Below are 20,400 nucleotides of genomic sequence, written 5' to 3'. Positions count from 1 at the left end.
TCAAAAGGCCCAGTGCCATCTTAATCAATAAATAGTAAAAGGAATATAAAGTGAAGCAATATTTAATTACGCTTATAATTTTTATCTCTTGCATTAGTCAACAAGCACAGGCAACAAAAGAAATAGACTATAACAATTTGGCTAATCAATTCATCACTGTTTTGAACAGCAAAGATTTAAATAAGGTTGAAGGATTTGTAGTAAAGAACTTTTCGCCAGACTCTCTTGCGCGTTGGGATGGTACAGGCAAAGATCGATATGTTGGGTATTCTATCAACACCGCACTTTTCCATGGCGAGTTGAATGTTATTTCAACAGAGCTTGAAACCTCAAATAATCGTATACGACATATCAGTAAAGTGTATTCAAAAAATACCGAAATGCAGCACGAGGTGGTTATTCTTTTTAATAATGAGCCATTACAAGCAATTACGGGTTGGTATATCGAGGCTGACCCTCAAAACCCAGACTCTAAAGGTTCATTTACTGAGTCTCAATTAGTTAAAGAGGTTAAAGAATATACTGAGAGGCTTGCTAAGAATGGTGCTTTCTCTGGCACAATACTACTTGCCAAACATAATAATGTTTTATTTAACGCTGCATATGGCCTCGCTTCACATCGCTATGATGTAAAAAATAACTTAGATACTAAGTTTCAGATTGGCTCAATGAATAAGATGTTTACGAGTGTTGCTATATTGCAATTGGTTGAAGCTGGCAAACTATCTCTTGATGATTCGTTAACTAAATTTATTGATAAAAGCCTTTTAGGCAAGGGCGACTTTGAAAAAATTAAGATCCGACATTTATTAAGTCATACATCGGGTATTGGCAATATGTCTGGGTATGGCGAAATAGAAAATAAAGTGCGTTCACTCAAAGATATTCAACATTTATACACGTCTATTAACACAACATTTGAACCTGGAACACAATGGCGATATAGCAATACAGGTGTGACATTACTTGGTCAGATTATTGAGAATGTTACTGGCGAAAGTTATTTTGATTTCATTAACAAAAATATTTATCAAAAAGCCAACATGCAACAAAGCGGAAGTTTTGATCTAGACGTACCGGTCAAGAACACTGCTCGGAATTATTGGTTCTCAGTAGAAACGGGTCAAGTAACTGAAAACTTAATGTTTCAATCAGTGAAAGGGGGGCCAGCAGGTGGTGGATACTCAACGGTAGGCGATTTACATAAGTTCGCCTTGGCTATGCAAAATGGAGGGTTACTCAGTCTTGAGCTTTCTAAAGTTGCCCTTACAGCAAAGCCTGAACTTAATGCGCCAAACTGGGGCTATGGGTTTTCAGTCAGAAACTCAGAAGGAAATACGATTGTTGGGCATAATGGTTCGCATTTAGGTATGACTGCCAGGCTAAATATGTATATGGACAAGGGGTATATTTTAGTTGTGTTAGGCAATTATCAATCTTCTGCATGGCCTGTTGTGGCAAAAGTAGATCAACTAATAAAGCGTTTGTAAAAATTCATTAAAATTAGGGGCGTATTAAAGCCCCTAATAAACAACATGCAAATCTATTATTGTTAAATTTAATAACAATGTAATGGTTTTACGTTGTGGCAGTGTTTGTGTCAGTAGGCTATTCCTTGTTTAAAATGCGCTCTAATTTTATATGTAGCAATCGGTTAGTAACTTTGTTAAAACTAAACTTCTTAAATAACTGGTGTTAACATCATAAAGGGATACTGGTGCAAGCATATAAAATCAGCACGGATAAAACTGACCTCGATATTGATGTAATTTACAGGTTTATTTCAAAAAGCTACTGGGCGTCAGGAATACCAAAGCCTCAACGTATCTGACTTAAACCTTACAAATATTACTAAATATATTATGAAAAAATTATCTAAAGCTCTTTTACTGCCAACATTCATATCTGGAGTGCTTTCATTTAAGACGTTTGCTAACGCCCAGTCAGCTGACGTCGAAGTAATTAATCTCGCGGATGATTTTTATACTTTATATCAGTCAACCCAGACTTTGACACAAGAAAGAAGAGCAGAGCAGTTCTCTCAACATTTCGCTTCTCAATTTGCACCTTTTTATAGTGATAAAAGCTTTTTGAAAGCTATTGCGGGTTTTAGTGCAATAGAAGAGGTTTATCACTCAAAAAATAAGCGTTTATCTAAAGATTTAAATAGCAGTATGGAATCATTCATTGCTACTTTCCCCAATTTCAAATCTGAAACACCCATTTACATACTTCACTCGCTTGGAAGGTTCAATGGTGCAACTCGTGATTTGAATGGTAAGTCTTACTTAATGTTTGGTGTCGATCTTATGGCCAAATATCATAATTGGAAAAATGATACGCCATTTTTTCATCACGAACTATTTCATGTTTATCATGAAAAATTATTTCAATGTGAGGATGAGCTATGGTGCTCTATTTGGACTGAGGGATTAGCAACTTACGTTTCACATAAATTAACTCCGTCAGCCAGTGATGATGAATTGATGCTAAACATACCTGACAATCTGATTGAAAAGATTCAATCAAGAGAGCTGTATTCTCTCGTTGACCTTAAGAAAAAGTTTTATTCAATAAAGCCTGAAACATATTCTTCATTTTTCAATTTCACACAGGACGAGACAAACCTACCATACAGGAGAGGTTACTATCTAGGTTATATTTTAGCTAAAGAAATTGGCAAAAATTACAGCTTAGAACAATTGGCAAAATTGGATAAAAAGACCGTAGAGAGCCTATTACTTAAAGAGCTTGATTCATTAATAGAATCGCAAAACAAAAAACTAATAACACATAAACGACAAAACCCAGCCGAAGCTGGGTTTTGAGACAACACAATTCTGTGAGAACTTATAACGCTAAGTTCTTTTTCGCACGAGTTAAGTTGTGCTCAACTAACTCGTTACCTGAAATTTGTACTGCTTCGTAAAAGTCAGACAGTGCTGCAGTGTCGTTTTCAGACATGATGCGGGCAACACCACGATTGCTTAACGTAAACGACGTTAATTCGCGACGTTTATGACTAGGTACTTTACTAGTACTTAGTAAGCTGATTGCTTTAGAGCATAATGTTTCAGCTTCAGAGAACTTTTTATCTTTCACACTCAAAGCGCAATCATTAAATGCCTGTTCGTATTGACGGTTTTCTGCAACATTAGCAGTAATAGACTGGTCAATTACCATCAATTTGTAGTCACTTTGATCAGCCACTGCCATAGCTGAACAAGTTAATAAAGAGCTAAGTGCAACGCGTTTCATAAGTGTACTAAACATAATCTTTTCCTCTATTTAAATCGGTATCAATCGCCGACAAATGAACTTTAATTGAACAGCGCAAATTCAACAAACGATAAAAAATGACCTAATAGATGAGGAAATTTAACCTATAGACTTTAGTCTAATGCAGTGAATTAATCTTTGAGCCGTAAGCCTTCTGAATCTGACCCGGATAAAGTAGACACGGGGTTTTAATACCTAAAGAGTACAGAAAACAAACAAATTGTTGTTAATTAAAAATAAAATCGGTACTTTATGGTGGTATGTATAGTCATTGAGTTTATTCATAAAAATAAGCGTATAACCATGAAACTGATATTCGCGTTGTTACTTATAGGGCCTGTTATTGCCAATGCTGCTGAAGATAAAGTCGCTGTTTATCTTAATTTTGAGCAGGCTTATTTGAGCAACGATGTATCTTTGTTTGCGCCATTATTAAGTAAAAACTATACGATTAAACAAACATTGCATGTTCCAGGAATAGGGTCAGATACTGTGCCTGTTACTAAAGCTCAGTTACTTGAAGGCATGAAGCAAAACCCAAAGCCTAGTTCATTGCCGCGCTCAAAAGCTGAATCAGTCAAAATAGAAACAATTTCAAAAAGACAATTTTGTGCACGTTCACAAACTTTAGATCAAGTCGTTGTTGAAGGTAAAAACTACGAAGAGAAAGAGCAGCGCAAAGCGTGTTTTAAACATGAAAATAACCGCTATGAAGCCATAACACATACCATTGATGTTTATTACCGAAAGCTTTAACAGAGATAGTTTGAGATTCAGAAATTTCTGTGTATCAAATAAACGTACTAACTGATATTAATTACGGACAAACCCTATAAATGAGATAAGGAAATAAATATGAAAAAACAGTTAGGTTTAGTAGCTGGAGTATTTTTAGCATCAACAAGTTGTTTCGCAGCTGATAGTTTTCAAGTTGAAACATCTGTTTATAAAGCGAATGAGCTACTAGCATCGCCAGTAATGCGGGTGGAAGAAAAGCAACCTGCGACCATCTATATAGGTGAGGGGTTTAACTATGAAGTTAAAGTTACACCACAAAAAGAGAATACGGCGGCTGTAGAAACATCAATCACGCTCGCTGGCAGCTATTTTACACCTTCTTTTATTGTGGAATATGGTAAAAAAGCGTCATTTGAAATTGGTGAAAACAAAGTGAGTATTTTGGTGACAAAGTCTAAAAGCTAAATTTTAAAAATTGACCCTCAATTAACTTGAGGGTCATTACGCTCTATCACTCACTTAAGGTGTTTAAAAGTATCTATCATCCATTTAATAAATAGCTCTAGTTGTGCATTGGTTTCTGCCGGCTCGTGTTGTACTAAGTAGTACTTATCTTTGGTTTTTAGTGGCATATCGGTGAAATTAAATAACCACTGCTCATCAAACCAAGTTTGACTAATTGGCAAGGGGATAAGAGCAATACCCATGCCCTGTTGAGCCGCACGTGCCACACCAAACATACTATCAACCTGAATAATTTGTTTTGGTGCAAAGTCATCAATACCAGCATGCTCTGCCCATTGATGCCAAGCCCACGGCCGTGCTTTATGTAGAATAAGAGGTACTTCGTTTAAGGCCTGAAACGGGTTTTCTTGCCATGCTTGCCAGTTTTCTTTATTGCAAGCTGGTGTGTACGATAGCGAAAATAGCTCATGTACAACGCCTTCATGCGGTTTAGACGAAGACAATACAATCGACAAGTCGCTTTGCTTAGTCAGTTCTTTACGCGTTTTTAAGGTATTAAGCTGTAAGTTTGTATTTGGATGATCGCTAGTCCATTCGCTTAGTTTTGGCATTAAAAGCTCACTGGCGAAAAACTCAGGTAGCGTAATACTAATAGTCACATTTTCTTGTAACTGACTAAACTCATTGATGGTTTTTTCTAGCGCTTTAATAAGCGGCGATACAGAGTCATAAAAATTCTTACCAGCCGCAGTTAAGCGGATAGAGCGGGTTTGACGTTCGAACAGTTCAATACCCAATTGTTCTTCTAATTGTTTGATCTGATGGCTTACGGCAGAAGGCGTAAGGTAAAGCTGGTTTGCTGCATCTTTAAAGCTAAGAGTGCGAGCAGCAAAACAAAATGAGCGTAAGCCACGTATAGGTGTTTGCATAGTTAATTTCAGTAAGTCTCAATAGCGCTTGTTAGTTAATTAACTGCTAAGCAATTATTATCCCAAAATGTAAAAAAATAGAGATTAAAGAATGAATATAGCTAACTCTTGCTATATTGTATAAAAAACAGCCGCGAATCGCTCGTTTAATCTATGTTTAGGCTAATGTTTAGCAAAAAAGTGATCTTAGCAGTTTTACCTTTTTGGTAATAGTCTAAGTAATAGATACTAGCGATTCACTAAGGTAGGGCATTTTATACTATTTATGTGACAAAATGGTGCGGCCAAAGGTGAACTTTAGATAAAAAAAATCCCTCTTGCGAGGGTTCACTCTTTCTTAGTTATCTTATGAAGTATTGATAAGTGTAAATTGTGTGACGCTATCATAGTTGTTTGTGTACAAAATGGAAGGGGGTTGTTTTGTTTAATTACTAGACAATTAGAAAGTATCATAGTATTGATTATTTATTTAACATTTGTAAGGAAGCAGTTTTATGTTGCTTAAGTATTGTTTTTTAGTCGTAATACTTTTTAGTTCTCTACCTGTAATTAGTAATGAGCTTTATCCCTCGATGATAGATACTCCTAAATTAAGGGAAGTAGATGAAAAAATAGCACTAGAGTTAATTTCAAATAAAGAGTTTATGCGTTTTATAAGTCAAAACTATAAATCTGAGAATGTTACTTTAGATTTTGACTTAGTAAAGCATGATATCTCAAAGATGTTTTACCAGTGCAATACTTCAATATTTTCACATTATCCAGAAATAGAAAAAACAGTAAATTACTTATTGCAAGAGAGTATCTATGGTTTTCCTAGAGTTGTTGAAATTGGTCACATATATAATTTAGTTAAAGCTGCTAGGGAGTATCCCACTATGTATGGAGACATTGACAGCTTCTTTATTGATATGACATCACCTACGGATGAAGAATTCAATCTTTATAAACGCGATTTCAAAAGCATGCCTAAATTAAGCAGTAAAATAAACGAAGAACGCATATCCTTTTTTACTTATATAGGGACTAAATTTAAAACTAGCTCTTTTTTTGCATTAGTTCAGGAAAGTTTGTCAGCAAATGAACTTTCAGAATTCATTTATTATTTTTCTATTAACCTTTGCGGTTATGCAGATCAGTTATTAGCTGTGCATGGGTATAGCCATGTAGATGGGGTTAAAGTTAACACTTGGTACTCAGCTAGGGCTATTGCTAGTAAAGTGAGTGTAGAAGCTAGAAAAAATATATTAAGAAAATATAAGAATTAATTCATTTATTTTTCTCACTTCTTGCTAGGTAAATATATATGAATTGCGACTCAAGGAGGAAATGTGAATAAATCAAGAGGTCTAAGCCTTGTACATATAGTGTTTTTGATAGTTATAGTTGGAATTGTCGCAAGTGTTTTATTACCGAAAAGTGATGACGCACTTGAAAAACATGTTAATAGAAATCAAAATCTCTCAAAGGCTCATAAGATATCACTATGTAAAGAGTATATTTCCAAAGTATTTCATAAACCTATGGATATTATGAATGCAAGATATATGAAAGAGGATTCTTTAATGTCATTTGTAGAAATTTCATACGTGAGGAAGATTGATAACACATTGTGGAAGTATGTATGTTCTATATCAGATGATAGTATTCTATGGGCTGCAATACTTGAAGATGGCAGTCTTGGGAGGTGGAGATATGAAGAAGAAGCTAAAATTAGTGATGGCAAGGTAGAGTTGTAATAGCTAAAAAAATATAAGTTTGTTTGCTTACAACGCTTAATCAAAGGGTTACAGCCCCCAAATATCGGGGGGATTTACTCAAAATATCGAGCATTGTTAATTGTTCAGTGTGATATTCTCAGCGTTGATATAGCGGTATAGGGTGGCGATACCAATACCTGCGCCTTTAGCTGCTTTTTCTTTAGGCATACCAGCTTGAACATAATTCAGGGCTTCTTTACAGGCTTTCACCGTCTTAGGAGACTGCTGTTTCCCTTTATATTTTCCAGCTTGTCTTGCTTCTTCAATACCCGCCTTTTGACGCTCCAGCATAAGCTCACGTTCCATTTGGGACACACTAGCCATGATTGTTAATACCATCTTACCTGTAGCGCTTGTTGAGTCGATTTGAAGCTCTTTTATGATTACAGCTACACCTTTGGCTTCTAAATCTTCAAAAAGTGTTATCACGTCTTTTGTATTGCGTCCTATTCTAGATAACTCACGAACAATTATTCTGTCACCATCTTTAACAGTATTGATTAGCTCTTGAAACACTGGGCGGTCTATCATGTTTTTACCGCTTTGTTTTTCCTCATAGACTATTGCGTCAGGATATGATTGCAAAAGCTCTTTAGCTTGTGATTGTGAATTTTGCTCTTTAGTACTAACTCTTGAATAAATGTAATCTGTCATTTGATAAACCCTATCGTATGAGTGGTATATGATAAAACCTATCGTATAGGTTGGTTTTTGTCTATATGGTAGGGTAAATAAATTCACTCGGTAGCTCATAGTCAATTGATAGTATTGCCAGCGCACCACACCACACAATAAACCCTATTACTAACAACAGCTTAGCAACTTATTGTATAAATAACGAACGGATATATAAATTGTGCATTTATAGAAAGTTGTTATATATCAATAACTTAACAGGTGATAAGCCTGGTCTTGTGGAGGGTGATATTTTTTTTGTGGTGGGGTGGTGTGTTGTTTGTGCAGTTTGTTAAGCAAGATAGGGCTATTTCCTTTTAGCTAATACCTTTTCTCTCACTAACTTTTTTCTATGCTTTATCTGTTGAGTGGTTAATTTCAGGTGGTGATTCTTAGAGTTCATCAAGGTTACTCGTTTTATATTCATCTCAAAGATTTCAATGTTGTGAGGTCTTTCACTTTTGACTGTTGACGCATAACCCATAAGAAGTTCTTCATTAGAGAATCTACCTGTGATGCTTATCCCAATTGTATCGCAATCGATAAATTCACCTGATTGTTTATCTGTATAAGCGAGTGGATTGCTAAGTAACCAAGATCGTATTTCTTTCTGAGTTACCTTTTCATCATCTAAAGCTACGAATATGTTTAATACAGGGTGCTGTGCTTTGTTAGAAGTAATTCTTGTTAATAAAACCGAATTAGGAAGCCTGTTTGATAGATACTTCTTTAAACGTTTAATTAACTTTGAATATAAATGTGAATATTCAGAATCATATTCATTAAAATAAATTCTAATTTCCTTTGAGAAGTTGTAGCTTAAAAGGTTATCTACAAAGTTTCTTTTAGATCTATCTTCACTTGTTTCAGACATTCACACTCTCCCTAATATTTCATAAATCGCGCTATCACCTAGAGCTAAACCCTATGACTATTCAATTAATTTATTTATAAATTGCTATAAGGCTATTGAATTGTTGGGCTTTTTGCAAGTTGTTCTTTTTGGTTGTTTTCTTATTAGTGCGGTGTTTTGTTCTTATTAGTGCGGTTATTTGTTTGGTTCTGGATAAGCTAAAGTGACCAGTTGAACAATTTTTAACTTGTCAATTTTAGCTCGCCTCAAAGCTAAACAAAATGAATATGCAGGTGGTGTGCTGCTTTCAAAGCTATACCCAAGAGAGATCAATAAATCTCTCATACTGTAATCTGTTTCAGTCATTGTGTAATATCCTCTTAGACAAAAAATAAGCCCTCAGAATCGACCTGTGAGGGCTTTTGCGGTGTGTTTGTTATGGTTGTTTATGTAAAGTGCTTAAAATCGCTTGTGGTGCGTTACAGGGCGTTCAATCAATCAATGAGAGTAATTGTTCACGAAGTTTTGTTTGTTGTTCTTGTTCTTTAGCTGCTTTGGCTTCTGCTTGCTGTTCGTTGTAATCGTTTAAAAGATTCTGGATATATTCATTTTTTACCGCTTCAAGCTCTTGCTTATAGCGAGATTTTACTTCATTGCTAATACGCTCTAAATCCTGTTTTTGGTGCTGGGGGGATTTTATGAAGAATACTTTGAAGCCGTTTGTGGCACTGCTTCTTGATAAATCAATTTCATATTCATTCCATTTTGACTGATGAATTTCTTGAAGAAAATCATAGAAAGTGGACTTGAATACAACAATCTGGCAGTTGTTTTCAGTATCTCCAATTGTTGGGTAACGCTTCTCATAGAGAATCTTGGCTGATGCCTGACGTTTGTCTAATTCTTGTTGGTTTGGCTGCCAAGCTTGCTTGTGCTGGTCTAATAACTTTTGTAATCCTGTAGGTAACTTCTTACTCATCGTTAGTACCTCCAACAATGGCTGAAACAACCTTATTCAAAGGCATACCGCCATTTAGTAATGATAAGGCTTTCAAGTATTTGGAGCGTTGTTCACCGTCAACATTCAACCCTAGATTTCTAAGGATATCTTTCAATGTGTCATGCTGTTTGATTACTTCTGAGCAGATTAACTCGCCTGTTGTTAGGGAAAATACTTCTTTTTTAGTTGTTGTTATTTCGAAAGTTTGCATGTGTAACCTCTTGTTGTGTTATGGAAAAAAGCACACAACTACCCGCTGACTTAACAGAAGAATGTCGAGGATAAACGGGTTGTGTGTGACTGTGGTTTGATTAGAAGGAGGACTGATTACAGCAATATTACTGAACTAATGTTTATACTTGTATTATACACTGATCTTAATGCAAATGCAAATGACTGTTATTTGCATCGGATGATATTCCTATTCTTAATGATAGTAAGCTCAATAAGATATACGGTTAATTAATCGCAGACTATTTGTAAGATCAAGAGCTGTATAACCAGATGTAACAGTATTACGTCCATGCCCAAAAAGGCGATACTTATACTCTTCACTCACTTCGCCCAAGGCTGATATTACGTTGTGTCTAAAACTATACAAATTGATTAAACTACCATCAGGATCGCGTAGAGGTATATCAAATTCTTGCCTAAAGAAATTAAAGTGTTTTGTTAATTGATGACTATCGAAATCGAATAAATTTCTATCTATTTTAGTATCTACAAACTCCAGAAAGCCATTTTGTATTAAAGTAGTGTGGACTGGTATTTTGCGTTTGGCATTTTTTGTTTTCCCTTTTTGCACTTGAATATAAACAATACTAGTATCTGGGTCTGTTATGATTTGTGAACTGTGAAGTGAAGTAACTTCTTCATTTCTCATTCCATGAAATGCCATTATTAAGATAGCCCAAGAATAAGGATGACTTAAATTATTAAAACAGTAATCAACGATGTTTTTAGCTTTGTCAGCTGGAAGTTTTGTGCGGGTATTACTTCTATCTCTTGGTATAATGAGCTTTATGTTATCTACATCAAATGGGTTTACATCAATGTACTTCTTACGCTTTGCGACAGTAAATATATCTTGAAGTAGTTTTCTAGCTATTTTTAGCTGACCTTCACTATAGAGTTCTTTCGTGTGTATGGGTGGTAACTCTTCTTCGTCAGTTTCATAAATATAAGCCCAGCGCTTAGCTCGTTGTTCTTGTTTGACTTCTTCATTTGATTTATTGTTTGTATCTACACTAAAGTTATATTTTTCAGCAAGTTTAGCCTCAAGCTTTGGCATTCTACAAATTTTACTCCAATGTTCTTCAATATCTGAAGTTGTGATTTTATTGAGTGCTATGCCTTTGAATGCAGAGATAAAATCTTGAAAAGGAGCATTTCTGTCTTCAATATACTTCATAGAACGTTGTTTGTTGTCTCGAAAAAAGGTTAATACATCATCTTTTATTTCCTCAAACATAATGGACGGACTATTAGTAGACTCATCTTCTTTAGTTAGTAATGCATTATTTATTGTTGGCGGCGATTGTTTTGGAAGTAGCTTTTCAAACTTTTGGTATAATTCTTTTACTTCTAAATTAACTCGTATAGAGTTATCTTGCTTGAAAGCTTTACTTATTTGTTTTGCATGATTTGAGACTGTTTCATCTAAATAGCTGTATTTTTCAGCGTGAATTGTTGGGAAAGCAAAATCATCAAAGAATTCATGATCTTGATCTATTTCACAAGTATCTTCCTCGGTGTTATATGTGAGTAATGCGCTATAAAGCTTATCCGTTTTAGAGATGAGCTCTATTTGATTGCATAGCCAATCTTTGTAAGAAACAACGGTTGGTTCAGTCAGCTTGATATTTGTATCGGGCGGAATGTAATGAGTTTGATCGTTCCTAATGTCAGACCTAGCGATATTTGTTTCATTAAACCATTTATGGAAATAACTATTGGCAGTGGGTGATAAAGGCTGCGTTATCGCTTTAGCTATTCTTACAACTTCATTCACTTTGTTAGAAATGAGCATCTCAATAAAATTATTAATATCGCTTTTACTCACTTGTTTTCCTAAATATCTAGATTTCCTTATAAAAATTATTATATCAGAAATGTAGGCGCGGGCTAGAGATGGTGAATCTGTCTTGAGAGATTTTCTAATGATCTTATCTTCTAGTCGATAGTTGAAGTGATAAGTCTCATTGCGTTTGATACTGTGACGAATTGTAGCCATGAAATGTGTCCAAATGTGTGACACTTCTAGATAAAATCAATCAAACATTTGATAAATAGATAAAAAAAATCCCTCTTGCGAGGGATTTTGGGTAACTCAGCGCCATTGGCACTGGGAATGAGGTCGGTACATGGGATGTGAGTAGCTTAAAAAGCCATCTCTGGAACATCACCTTCAACAAGCAATTTGCCTGCCGTTTTGCTAATGATTTCGTCTACCGACACGCCTGGAGCGCGTTCGATTAGATGAAATGCGCCGTCTTTAACTTCTAGTACGGCTAAATCAGTTACGATTTTCTTTACACAGTTAACCCCAGTTAACGGTAAAGTGCAACTTTCTAATAACTTAGAGTCGCCATGCTTGCTTGCATGAGTCATCGTAACAATAATATTCTTCGCGCCAGCAACGAGGTCCATCGCGCCACCCATGCCTTTAATTAGCTTCTTTGGGATCATCCACGATGCGATGTTACCGTTCTGGTCAACTTCAAATGCACCTAATACTGTTAAGTCTACATGACCACCCCGTATCATGGCAAAACTATCTGCACTATTAAATATTGCTGCACCTGTGGCTGCTGTCACGGTTTCTTTACCCGCATTGATCATATCTGCATCAACTTGGTCTTTAGTTGGGTACGCACCCATGCCTAGTAAGCCATTTTCAGACTGTAGCATGACTTCGATGCCATCTGGGACATAGTTAGCAACTAGAGTAGGGATACCAATACCTAGGTTTACGTAGTAACCATCTTGTAGCTCTTGTGCAACACGCATTGCAACTTGTTCACGTGATAATGCCATTTTATTGCTCCTTAATCGCGAGTTGTTACACGTTCGATGCGTTTTTCAAAGTCGCCTTTGATCACGCGATTAACATAAATACCTGGGGTATGAATTTGGCTTGGCTCAAGTTCACCTGGTTCTACAATCTCTTCTACTTCAGCAACAGTAATTTTACCTGCTGTCGCAGCCATCGGGTTGAAGTTCATTGCTGTATGGCGAAATACAAGATTACCGTAGCGGTCTGCTTTCCAAGCTTTAACAATGGCAAACTCACCAGTAATTGATTCTTCTAAGATATACGGGCGGCCATCAAGCTCTTTGACTTCTTTACCTTCGGCAACAGGGGTACCGTAACCCGTTGCAGTATAAAATGCTGGAATACCAGCACCACCAGCACGCATTTTTTCAGCGAGCGTCCCTTGCGGTGTCAAAACTACATCAATTTCGCCATTTAAAAGTTGTTGTTCAAAAAGCGCATTCTCGCCAACATAAGAAGCGATGATTTTTTTAATTTGTTTATCGTGAAGTAAAATGCCTAAACCAAAATCATCTACACCACAGTTGTTCGAAACAACAGTTAGGTTTTTAGTCTGTTTACGCTTAATTTCACTGATAAGTCCTTCAGGAATACCACATAAGCCAAAGCCACCAGCGATAATGGTATCGCCATCTTTTAAACCTTCCATTGCAGCTTCATAACTTGAAACCACCTTATCGAAACCGGCCATGAGCCTACTCCTTAATTATTCTGAGTGTTCTTTAGAGCAAGTGATACCTTGCTGACAGGTTGTTTATTTAATGCACTACAAATAGCCCAACCAGCTTTCGCCAGTCTTTCTAAATCAATTCCATGCTCTATGCCAAGCCCTTGTAGTAAGTAAACTACATCTTCAGTGGCAACATTTCCTGACGCGCCTTTGGCATAAGGGCAACCACCTAGGCCTGCAACAGCACTGTCAACCGTTGCTATACCGCGGTTTAGCGCGGTGTAAATATTTGTGAGCGCTTGTCCATAGGTGTCGTGAAAATGTACAGCGAGTTTCGACTTATCAATATGTTGCAAGAGTAAATCTAATAACTCATCTACTTTTTTCGCCGTACCAACACCAATGGTGTCACCTAGGCTAATTTCGTAACAACCAAGCTCGAGTAATCGCTCTGATACTTTTAATACATCATTGTAGTCGACATCACCTTGATATGGGCAACCCATAACGCAGCTAACGTAACCTCTAACACGAATGTTATTCGCTTTGGCAAAATCCATGACATCTTTAAAGCGATCAATACTTTCATCAATAGAGCAGTTGATGTTCTTTTGACAAAACGCTTCGCTTGCAGCTGTAAAGATAGCAAATTCTTGTATGCCGACTTGTTTAGCTGCTTCTGCACCACGTAAATTCGGGGTGAGGGCACTTAAATTAACGTCTGGTAAATTTAAAGCGCTTATTACATCGCTAGAATCAGCCATTTGTGGCACCCATTTAGGTGACACAAATGCGCCTGCTTCAATATCTTTAAGACCAGCTTCAGCTAGGGCGTTGATCAGTGCTACTTTATCTTGAGTACTAACGGCTGCTTCATTTTGTAAACCGTCTCTGGCGCCAACTTCTACAATGCGAACAAAATCAGGAAAATGTGCCATTACGCCTCCGGCTCTTCAACAATCGCTAGCATATCACCGTGACTCACCAGTTCACCTTCAGCAAAGCAATAGCTCGTTAATACGCCATCATGCGGGGCATTAAGGGTGTATTCCATTTTCATAGCTTCAATAATGACGACCGCATCACCTTTAGAAACAGTACTACCTACCTCAACTAAATGCTTAACAACAGTACCGTTGAGTGGCGCGGCAAGTGGTAGTGCATCACTTTCGTGCTCACTAATATAGTGTTTATCAATCAGCTCAAGCATCTTTTGTTGTGCTTTGTACATCACTGTGATGTGAGAGTCTGTTTGATTAATATGAGCAACAACTTTTTCGCCATTAACGACTAGGTTTGCAAGGCCATTTTCAACGTTGCCCGAAGTTGTATAGTCAACCCCGTCAAGGCTTATTCTAAAACCATCTGAGGTTTTAACCGCATGAACGTCTAGATCAACAAACGGAATCCTGATTTTAGCGTCACTGTTTAGCATAAAGCCTGTTAATTGTTGCCATGGGCTGCTGCTTTCACCTTTTAGTTGATGTGCATACGCATAGGCTGCCACCACGGTTGCAATAACTGACTGTTGCTCGTTTTTAGCAACAAGGCGCTCACCTTGGTCTTCAATAAAGTGCGTATCGGGTGCACCTGCTTGAAAAGTAGGGTGGTTAGTAAGGTTATGTAAGAAATTAACGTTACAACTAAAACCTGCTAGGTGAAATTGCTCAAGTGCTTTCGATAAACGCCCCAGTGCTGCCTCGCGGTTATCGTCATGAACAATTAATTTAGCGATCATAGGGTCGTAGAACGGGCTAATTTCATCACCTGCTGCAATGCCTGTATCTATTCGTACAAATTCAGATTCGTTCGGTGTAAATAGGGCGTCAATGTGACCAGAACACGGAATAAAGTCATTGCTAGGATCTTCCGCATAAATACGCGCTTCAAAACTGTGGCCTTGTAGCTGAATATCAGCTTGGTTAAGAGGTAATGCTTGACCTGCCGCAATGTTGATTTGCCAATTCACCAAATCAACACCAGTTACCATTTCTGTTACTGGGTGCTCTACCTGTAAACGGGTGTTCATTTCCATGAAGAAGAATTCATCACCGCATAATAAAAACTCAACCGTACCTGCACCGCGATAGTTAATCGCTTGGGCACAACGAACCGCTGCTTCACCCATTTCTTTGCGAAGTGCATCAGATAAACCAGGTGCTGGGGCCTCTTCAATTACTTTTTGGTGACGTCGTTGTAAAGAACAGTCACGATCGCCTAAGTACACACAGTTACCATGACTATCAGCAAAAACTTGTACTTCAACGTGGCGAGGTTTAGTGACATAGCGCTCTAGAAGTACTAAGTCGTTACCAAACCCGGCTTTAGCTTCACGTTTTGCGCCTTCAAGTGCACTGATAAAGTCTTTTGCGTGTTCAACAACTCGCATGCCTTTACCACCGCCACCAAAGGCCGCTTTGATTAGTACTGGATAACCAATTTTTTCAGCTTCTGCTTGTAAGAAATCAGTATCTTGATTGTCACCATAATAACCAGGCACTAAAGGCACATTTGCTTGGTGCATAATTTCTTTAGCACGGGTTTTTGAACCCATGGCTTCAATGCTTGATGCTGGCGGGCCAATAAAAGCGATATCATTTTTTTCGCATGCTAGTGCAAAGTCACAGTTCTCAGATAAAAAACCATAACCGGGGTGAATACAATCAACATCTGCATGTTTAGCAACGTCGATGATTTTGTCTGCTACTAGGTATGAATCTTTACTTGGTGCAGGGCCAATGTGATACGCCTCATCAGCTAGCTTTACATGCTGAGCATGTTTATCCGCATCTGAGTACACAGCGACCGTCGTTAAGCCCATTTGTTTAGCTGTACGCATAACACGGCAGGCAATTTCACCACGGTTGGCAACGAGAATTTTTTTCAATGATTTTGTTGTCATAATGGTTCCTATTTCTGCCAGTTAGGGGCACGTTTTTCAAAAAAAGCAGTGAGACCTTCTTGGCCTTCTTCAGATACACGAATGCGTGCAATGCGCTCAGCGGTTAATTCAATAAGTGCATCATCAATTTCTTTACCTGCGACATCATTAATAAGCTGCTTAGCTGCTTTGACAGCGACAGGGCCATTGTTAACCAGACTTTGTAAGTGTTTGTCGAGGGCTGTTTGTAAATCGCCAGTGACCTGGTGAATTAAACCAAGTTGCTTAGCCGTGTGAGCGTCAAATATCTCTGCCGTTAAAAAATAACGACGTGCAGCGCGCTCACCAATGGCTTTAATAACATAAGGGCTGATAACTGCAGGAACGAGACCTAGCTTTACTTCACTTAGGCAAAATTGTGCATCGTCTTGACATATAGCTATATCACAACAGGCAATTAAGCCTAATGCACCGCCAAAGGCTGCACCTTGCACTGCACAAACCGTTGGGTGAGGGCTTGTAGCAAGTACTTTCATAAGCTTAGCGAGCTGCATTGAATCCGCTAAGTTTTCAGCAAAGTCATTGCCAGCCATAGATTTCATCCAGTTTAAATCAGCGCCAGCAGAGAAATGCTTACCTTCGGTTTTAAGAACCAGTGCGCGCACATCACAGCTATTTGCATGTTCAATTAAACGGATCAGCTCACTGATGACTTCTTCGTTAAATGCATTGTGTTTTTCAGGGCGACTTAGTACCAGCACAGCCACATTTGATTTTGTTATTTCGAGTGTTACTGACATAAGGCCTCCATTACATTCTAAATACGCCGAACTGTGAATCGCGCTCTGGTGCATTTTTAGCTGCGCTTAAGGCAAGCCCTAATACATTGCGAGTATCAGCAGGATCGATAATGCCATCATCCCAAAGGCGGGCACTGGCGTAATATGGATGACCTTGTTTTTCGTATTGCTCGATAATTGGCTTTTTAAACTCGCTGACTTGCTCATCAGTCATGCTTTCGCCTTTACGGGCTAAACCGTCTTGTTTAATTTGTGCAAGAACACCAGCAGCTTGTTCACCACCCATCACAGAAATACGGGCATTTGGCCACATCCACATCATGGTTGGTTCAAACGCGCGGCCACACATACCGTAGTTACCTGCACCATACGAGCCACCAATTAACACGGTGAATTTTGGCACATCAGCACATGAAACAGCGGTTACCATTTTTGCACCATGTTTGGCGATGCCTTCGGCTTCGTATTTTTTACCAACCATAAAGCCAGTAATGTTTTGTAAAAACACCAAAGGGATTTTGCGTTGTGCACATAACTGTATAAAATGCGCGCCTTTTTGCGCTGATTCACTGAATAAAATGCCGTTGTTGGCAACAATACCCACAGGGTGACCAAATATTTTTGCAAAGCCGGTTACTAAGGTTTCGCCAAAATAGCGTTTAAATTCATCAAATGATGAATCATCAACAACACGGGCAATCACTTCGCGGACATCAAATGGTTTTTTAAGGTCGGTACCAACAATGCCGTAAATTTCGTTAATGTCGTAACGCGGTGGTTTAACATCATCAAGTAAGGGTGCAGTAGGGCGCTGATAGTTAATTCGTTCGATACATTGGCGCGCGATAGAAAGTGCATGAGTATCGTTTTCAGCATAGTGGTCGGCAACACCTGATGTTTTACAGTGAACATCAGCACCACCCAGCTCTTCAGCACTCACTTCTTCACCTGTAGCCGCTTTAACCAGTGGCGGACCTGCTAAGAAAATTGTACCTTGTTCTTTTACGATAATACTTTCATCAGCCATAGCCGGTACATATGCTCCACCTGCGGTACATAAACCCATTACGACCGCTATTTGTGGAATGCCTTTACCAGACATACGTGCCTGATTGTAGAAAATACGGCCAAAGTGTAATTTATCTGGAAATACATCATCTTGTTCAGGCAGGTTTGCACCGCCTGAATCAACTAAATAAATACACGGTAAATGACAACGTTCTGCGATATCTTGTGCACGTAGATGTTTTTTCACCGTTAGTGGAAAGTATGTACCGCCTTTTACCGTTGCATCATTGGCGATGATCATACATTCAACGCCTTTCACACGACCAATACCGGCAACAACACCCGCACATGGAATAGCTTGTTCGTACACACCAAAGGCAGCAAATTGAGAAATCTCTAAAAATGGCGAGCCCTCATCAAGTAGCGTTTCAATTCGGTCACGAACAAACAACTTACCACGACCTTGGTGTCGCTCAATCAGGGCAGGGCCACCGCCTAAACGGATATCAGCGACTTTTTCACGTAAATCACCTACGAGAGCGGCCATGTTGTCGTGATTTTGCAAAAATTGCGGATCGTGTGGATTTACACTCGATTTTAAAATCGTCATAACAAGGTCCTATCGGCTTTCAGTGAATAATTCGCGGCCAATTAGCATGCGGCGGATTTCAGATGTACCTGCGCCAATTTCATATAGTTTTGCATCACGTAATAAACGACCTGTCGCATATTCGTTGATATAACCATTACCACCTAAGATTTGGATAGCATCAAGCGCCATTTTAGTCGCAAGCTCTGCCGCATATAAAATCGCACCAGCAGCATCTTTACGTGTTGTTTCACCGCGGTCACAGGTACGCGCTACCGTGTAAACGTATGAACGAGCTGCATTCATTTGTGTGTACATGTCAGCGATTTTGCCTTGAATAAGCTGGAATTGACCAATTGGGCTATCAAATTGCTTACGCTCATGAATATAAGGAACAACAATGTCCATACATGCTTGCATAATGCCAAGCGGGCCAGCTGCTAGTACAACACGCTCATAATCAAGACCACTCATAAGTACTTTTACGCCTTCGTTTAAGTTACCTAGAATGTTTTCTGCTGGTACTTCACAGTTTTCGAACACTAATTCACAGGTGTTAGAGCCGCGCATACCAAGCTTGTCTAGCTTTTGCGCTGTTGAGAATCCAGGCGTGTTACGCTCTACGATGAAAGCTGTAATCCCTTTAGGGCCGGCATTTAAGTCTGTTTTTGCATAGATAACAAAGGTATCGGCATCTGGACCATTAGTGATCCACATCTTGTTACCGTTAAGCACAAATACATCGCCTTTTTTCTCAGCTTTTAATTTCATTGAAACTACGTCAGAACCAGCATTTGGCTCACTCATCGCAAGGGCACCAATGTGCTCACCACTGATTAGCTTAGGCAGGTATTTTTCTTTTTGTGCCTGTGACCCATTACGGTTAATTTGGTTAACACATAAGTTTGAATGAGCACCATAACTTAAACCAATCGATGCACTTGCACGGCTAATTTCTTCCATTGCAATGACATGTTCAAGGTAACCAAGGCCTGCACCGCCAAATTCTTCCGGCACTGTCATACCCAATAAACCCATTTCGCCAAGCTGTGGCCAAAGTTGATTAGGGAAGGCATTGTCTAAATCTGTTTGTTCCGCAAGTGGGGCAATTTCTTGGCTAGCAAAGCTATTAACGTGATCGCGGATCATGTCTGCTGTTTCGCCAAGTCCGAAGTTCATTTCTTTGTATAGTGAAATAGTGCTCATAATGTGTGTTCCTGTGAGAGTCTGTTGACGAGATTGTTGTCAGGTTATTCGTCTAAATTATTAAGGGTTTCACGACAGCGACGTTCTGCTGTAACCAATTCCATCAGTACGACTTTAATGTCGTCCATTTGTTGGCTTAGGTCCGCTTTTTTCTCTGCGATAAGGTCAAGCATAGTCACAAGCTGTTTTGCACTTGATTTATCTGCATCGTAAAGTTCAAACAAACGGCCCGTTTCAGCCAAGGTAAAACCTAAGCGTTTACCGCGTAGAATAAGTTTTAGCCTTACTTTGTCGCGTTTTGAATAAATACGGGTTTGACCATTGCGATCAGGTGAGATCAGCCCTTGGTCTTCATAAAAGCGGATAGAGCGGGTTGTAATATCAAATTCTTTTGCTAGTTCGCTGATACTAAACGTTTGCTCATTGCTAGCAGGTTCAACTGCTGCGCTTTCGAAGTTTGTTTGATTGTCTTGTTTCATGATTTATTTACCT

Annotated in this window: 22 protein-coding genes; 6 read left to right on the top strand and 16 right to left on the bottom strand. The window is 38.5% G+C overall.

The features are described 5' to 3' along the window. Positions 1-50 precede the first annotated feature (50 nt). Both J3455_RS11965 and J3455_RS11955 read left to right on the top strand, forming a co-directional pair. A complete protein-coding gene (locus J3455_RS11965; protein ID WP_349561816.1) occupies positions 51-1,490 on the top strand; it encodes a serine hydrolase domain-containing protein in 1,440 nt (479 codons plus the stop codon). Between the two features lie 372 nt (positions 1,491-1,862). Beyond that, positions 1,863-2,828 (top strand): DUF5700 domain-containing putative Zn-dependent protease, encoded by a 966-nt coding sequence (locus J3455_RS11955; protein WP_349561814.1) that lies wholly within the window; start codon positions 1,863-1,865, stop codon positions 2,826-2,828. A gap of 22 nt (positions 2,829-2,850) precedes the next feature. Here the strand turns inward: J3455_RS11955 and J3455_RS11950 are convergent, their stop codons facing one another. After that, on the bottom strand, positions 2,851-3,273 hold the full coding sequence (locus J3455_RS11950) for a hypothetical protein (RefSeq protein WP_297330226.1): 423 nt from the start codon (positions 3,271-3,273) through the stop codon (positions 2,851-2,853). Between the two features lie 309 nt (positions 3,274-3,582). Here J3455_RS11950 and J3455_RS11945 point away from each other — a divergent pair, with 309 nt between their 5' ends. Further along, positions 3,583-4,035, top strand: a complete 453-nt coding sequence (locus tag J3455_RS11945; RefSeq protein ID WP_349561813.1) for a hypothetical protein — start codon at positions 3,583-3,585, stop codon at positions 4,033-4,035. Between the two features lie 99 nt (positions 4,036-4,134). Next, the gene (locus tag J3455_RS11940) at positions 4,135-4,482 is read left to right on the top strand and encodes a hypothetical protein (RefSeq protein WP_349561812.1); all 348 of its coding nucleotides are present in this window, start codon (positions 4,135-4,137) and stop codon (positions 4,480-4,482) included. Positions 4,483-4,532: 50 nt separating this feature from the next. On the opposite strand, the gene J3455_RS11935 is transcribed toward J3455_RS11940, so the two are convergent. Continuing rightward, positions 4,533-5,411: a LysR family transcriptional regulator gene (locus J3455_RS11935; protein ID WP_239977689.1), complete on the bottom strand. Its 879-nt coding sequence runs from the start codon at positions 5,409-5,411 to the stop codon at positions 4,533-4,535. A 494-nt stretch (positions 5,412-5,905) separates the two neighbouring features. On the opposite strand from J3455_RS11935, the gene J3455_RS11930 reads away from it, so the two are divergent. Together J3455_RS11930 and J3455_RS11925 are read left to right on the top strand one after the other, a co-directional pair. Then, the gene (locus J3455_RS11930; protein WP_349561811.1) at positions 5,906-6,679 is read left to right on the top strand and encodes a hypothetical protein; all 774 of its coding nucleotides are present in this window, start codon (positions 5,906-5,908) and stop codon (positions 6,677-6,679) included. Positions 6,680-6,742: 63 nt separating this feature from the next. After that, positions 6,743-7,150: a type II secretion system protein gene (locus tag J3455_RS11925; protein ID WP_349561810.1), complete on the top strand. Its 408-nt coding sequence runs from the start codon at positions 6,743-6,745 to the stop codon at positions 7,148-7,150. Positions 7,151-7,246: 96 nt separating this feature from the next. Here J3455_RS11925 and J3455_RS11920 read toward each other — a convergent pair whose 3' ends face one another. The 14 genes from J3455_RS11920 to J3455_RS11855 form a co-directional block, all read right to left on the bottom strand. After that, on the bottom strand, positions 7,247-7,825 hold the full coding sequence (locus J3455_RS11920) for a recombinase family protein (protein ID WP_349561809.1): 579 nt from the start codon (positions 7,823-7,825) through the stop codon (positions 7,247-7,249). Positions 7,826-8,153: 328 nt separating this feature from the next. Then, positions 8,154-8,720 (bottom strand): hypothetical protein, encoded by a 567-nt coding sequence (locus tag J3455_RS11915; RefSeq protein WP_349561808.1) that lies wholly within the window; start codon positions 8,718-8,720, stop codon positions 8,154-8,156. Positions 8,721-8,894: 174 nt separating this feature from the next. After that, the gene (locus J3455_RS11910) at positions 8,895-9,065 is read right to left on the bottom strand and encodes a hypothetical protein (RefSeq protein ID WP_349561807.1); all 171 of its coding nucleotides are present in this window, start codon (positions 9,063-9,065) and stop codon (positions 8,895-8,897) included. A gap of 124 nt (positions 9,066-9,189) precedes the next feature. Then, positions 9,190-9,678, bottom strand: coding sequence for a hypothetical protein (locus J3455_RS11905; RefSeq protein ID WP_349561805.1), 489 nt, complete (start codon positions 9,676-9,678; stop codon positions 9,190-9,192). After that, entirely contained in the window at positions 9,671-9,910 is a 240-nt protein-coding gene (locus J3455_RS11900; protein WP_349561804.1) for a hypothetical protein, read from the bottom strand. Before J3455_RS11900 ends, J3455_RS11905 begins: the two co-directional genes overlap by 8 nt. A 231-nt stretch (positions 9,911-10,141) precedes the next feature. Then, entirely contained in the window at positions 10,142-11,932 is a 1,791-nt protein-coding gene (locus J3455_RS11895; RefSeq protein ID WP_349561802.1) for a site-specific integrase, read from the bottom strand. Between the two features lie 146 nt (positions 11,933-12,078). Next, positions 12,079-12,735, bottom strand: coding sequence for a 3-oxoacid CoA-transferase subunit B (locus tag J3455_RS11890; protein WP_054561524.1), 657 nt, complete (start codon positions 12,733-12,735; stop codon positions 12,079-12,081). 11 nt (positions 12,736-12,746) lie between these two features. Then, complete coding sequence (locus J3455_RS11885) at positions 12,747-13,445, bottom strand: CoA transferase subunit A (RefSeq protein WP_349561801.1); 699 nt, start codon at positions 13,443-13,445, stop codon at positions 12,747-12,749. Positions 13,446-13,456: 11 nt separating this feature from the next. Next, positions 13,457-14,362, bottom strand: coding sequence for a hydroxymethylglutaryl-CoA lyase (locus J3455_RS11880; RefSeq protein WP_349561799.1), 906 nt, complete (start codon positions 14,360-14,362; stop codon positions 13,457-13,459). Further along, positions 14,362-16,326: an acetyl/propionyl/methylcrotonyl-CoA carboxylase subunit alpha gene (locus J3455_RS11875; RefSeq protein ID WP_349561798.1), complete on the bottom strand. Its 1,965-nt coding sequence runs from the start codon at positions 16,324-16,326 to the stop codon at positions 14,362-14,364. The genes J3455_RS11880 and J3455_RS11875 overlap by 1 nt, the downstream gene beginning before the upstream one ends. Before the next feature lie 8 nt (positions 16,327-16,334). Next, positions 16,335-17,105 carry an enoyl-CoA hydratase/isomerase family protein gene (locus J3455_RS11870; RefSeq protein ID WP_167657632.1) on the bottom strand — a complete coding sequence of 257 codons (771 nt, stop codon included), beginning with the start codon at positions 17,103-17,105 and terminating at the stop codon, positions 16,335-16,337. A 10-nt stretch (positions 17,106-17,115) separates the two neighbouring features. Continuing rightward, positions 17,116-18,723, bottom strand: a complete 1,608-nt coding sequence (locus J3455_RS11865) for a carboxyl transferase domain-containing protein (RefSeq protein ID WP_349561797.1) — start codon at positions 18,721-18,723, stop codon at positions 17,116-17,118. 9 nt (positions 18,724-18,732) lie between these two features. Further along, a complete protein-coding gene (locus tag J3455_RS11860) occupies positions 18,733-19,908 on the bottom strand; it encodes an isovaleryl-CoA dehydrogenase (RefSeq protein WP_349561796.1) in 1,176 nt (391 codons plus the stop codon). Positions 19,909-19,952: 44 nt separating this feature from the next. Then, positions 19,953-20,387, bottom strand: a complete 435-nt coding sequence (locus J3455_RS11855; protein ID WP_054553803.1) for a MerR family transcriptional regulator — start codon at positions 20,385-20,387, stop codon at positions 19,953-19,955. Positions 20,388-20,400: the final 13 nt, after the last annotated feature.

The organism is Pseudoalteromonas sp. NFXS39, assembly GCF_040148775.1.
Classification (GTDB): Bacteria; Pseudomonadota; Gammaproteobacteria; order Enterobacterales; family Alteromonadaceae; genus Pseudoalteromonas; species Pseudoalteromonas apostichopi.
The sequence above is the reverse complement of the archived record's forward strand: the minus strand, read 5'-3'. Positions and strand labels throughout refer to the sequence as shown.

Bases quoted from the DNA above. Each gene is read 5' to 3' on its own strand.
- J3455_RS11955 (WP_349561814.1), top strand. From the start codon at position 1,863: ATGAAAAAATTATCTAAAGCTCTTTTACTGCCAACATTCATATCTGGA.
- J3455_RS11950 (WP_297330226.1), bottom strand. From the start codon at position 3,273: ATGTTTAGTACACTTATGAAACGCGTTGCACTTAGCTCTTTATTAACT.
- J3455_RS11945 (WP_349561813.1), top strand. From the start codon at position 3,583: ATGAAACTGATATTCGCGTTGTTACTTATAGGGCCTGTTATTGCCAAT.
- J3455_RS11940 (WP_349561812.1), top strand. From the start codon at position 4,135: ATGAAAAAACAGTTAGGTTTAGTAGCTGGAGTATTTTTAGCATCAACA.
- J3455_RS11935 (WP_239977689.1), bottom strand. From the start codon at position 5,411: ATGCAAACACCTATACGTGGCTTACGCTCATTTTGTTTTGCTGCTCGC.
- J3455_RS11930 (WP_349561811.1), top strand. From the start codon at position 5,906: ATGTTGCTTAAGTATTGTTTTTTAGTCGTAATACTTTTTAGTTCTCTA.
- J3455_RS11920 (WP_349561809.1), bottom strand. From the start codon at position 7,825: ATGACAGATTACATTTATTCAAGAGTTAGTACTAAAGAGCAAAATTCA.
- J3455_RS11915 (WP_349561808.1), bottom strand. From the start codon at position 8,720: ATGTCTGAAACAAGTGAAGATAGATCTAAAAGAAACTTTGTAGATAAC.
- J3455_RS11910 (WP_349561807.1), bottom strand. From the start codon at position 9,065: ATGACTGAAACAGATTACAGTATGAGAGATTTATTGATCTCTCTTGGG.
- J3455_RS11905 (WP_349561805.1), bottom strand. From the start codon at position 9,678: ATGAGTAAGAAGTTACCTACAGGATTACAAAAGTTATTAGACCAGCAC.
- J3455_RS11900 (WP_349561804.1), bottom strand. From the start codon at position 9,910: ATGCAAACTTTCGAAATAACAACAACTAAAAAAGAAGTATTTTCCCTA.
- J3455_RS11895 (WP_349561802.1), bottom strand. From the start codon at position 11,932: ATGGCTACAATTCGTCACAGTATCAAACGCAATGAGACTTATCACTTC.
- J3455_RS11890 (WP_054561524.1), bottom strand. From the start codon at position 12,735: ATGGCATTATCACGTGAACAAGTTGCAATGCGTGTTGCACAAGAGCTA.
- J3455_RS11885 (WP_349561801.1), bottom strand. From the start codon at position 13,445: ATGGCCGGTTTCGATAAGGTGGTTTCAAGTTATGAAGCTGCAATGGAA.
- J3455_RS11880 (WP_349561799.1), bottom strand. From the start codon at position 14,362: ATGGCACATTTTCCTGATTTTGTTCGCATTGTAGAAGTTGGCGCCAGA.
- J3455_RS11875 (WP_349561798.1), bottom strand. From the start codon at position 16,326: ATGACAACAAAATCATTGAAAAAAATTCTCGTTGCCAACCGTGGTGAA.
- J3455_RS11870 (WP_167657632.1), bottom strand. From the start codon at position 17,105: ATGTCAGTAACACTCGAAATAACAAAATCAAATGTGGCTGTGCTGGTA.
- J3455_RS11865 (WP_349561797.1), bottom strand. From the start codon at position 18,723: ATGACGATTTTAAAATCGAGTGTAAATCCACACGATCCGCAATTTTTG.
- J3455_RS11860 (WP_349561796.1), bottom strand. From the start codon at position 19,908: ATGAGCACTATTTCACTATACAAAGAAATGAACTTCGGACTTGGCGAA.
- J3455_RS11855 (WP_054553803.1), bottom strand. From the start codon at position 20,387: ATGAAACAAGACAATCAAACAAACTTCGAAAGCGCAGCAGTTGAACCT.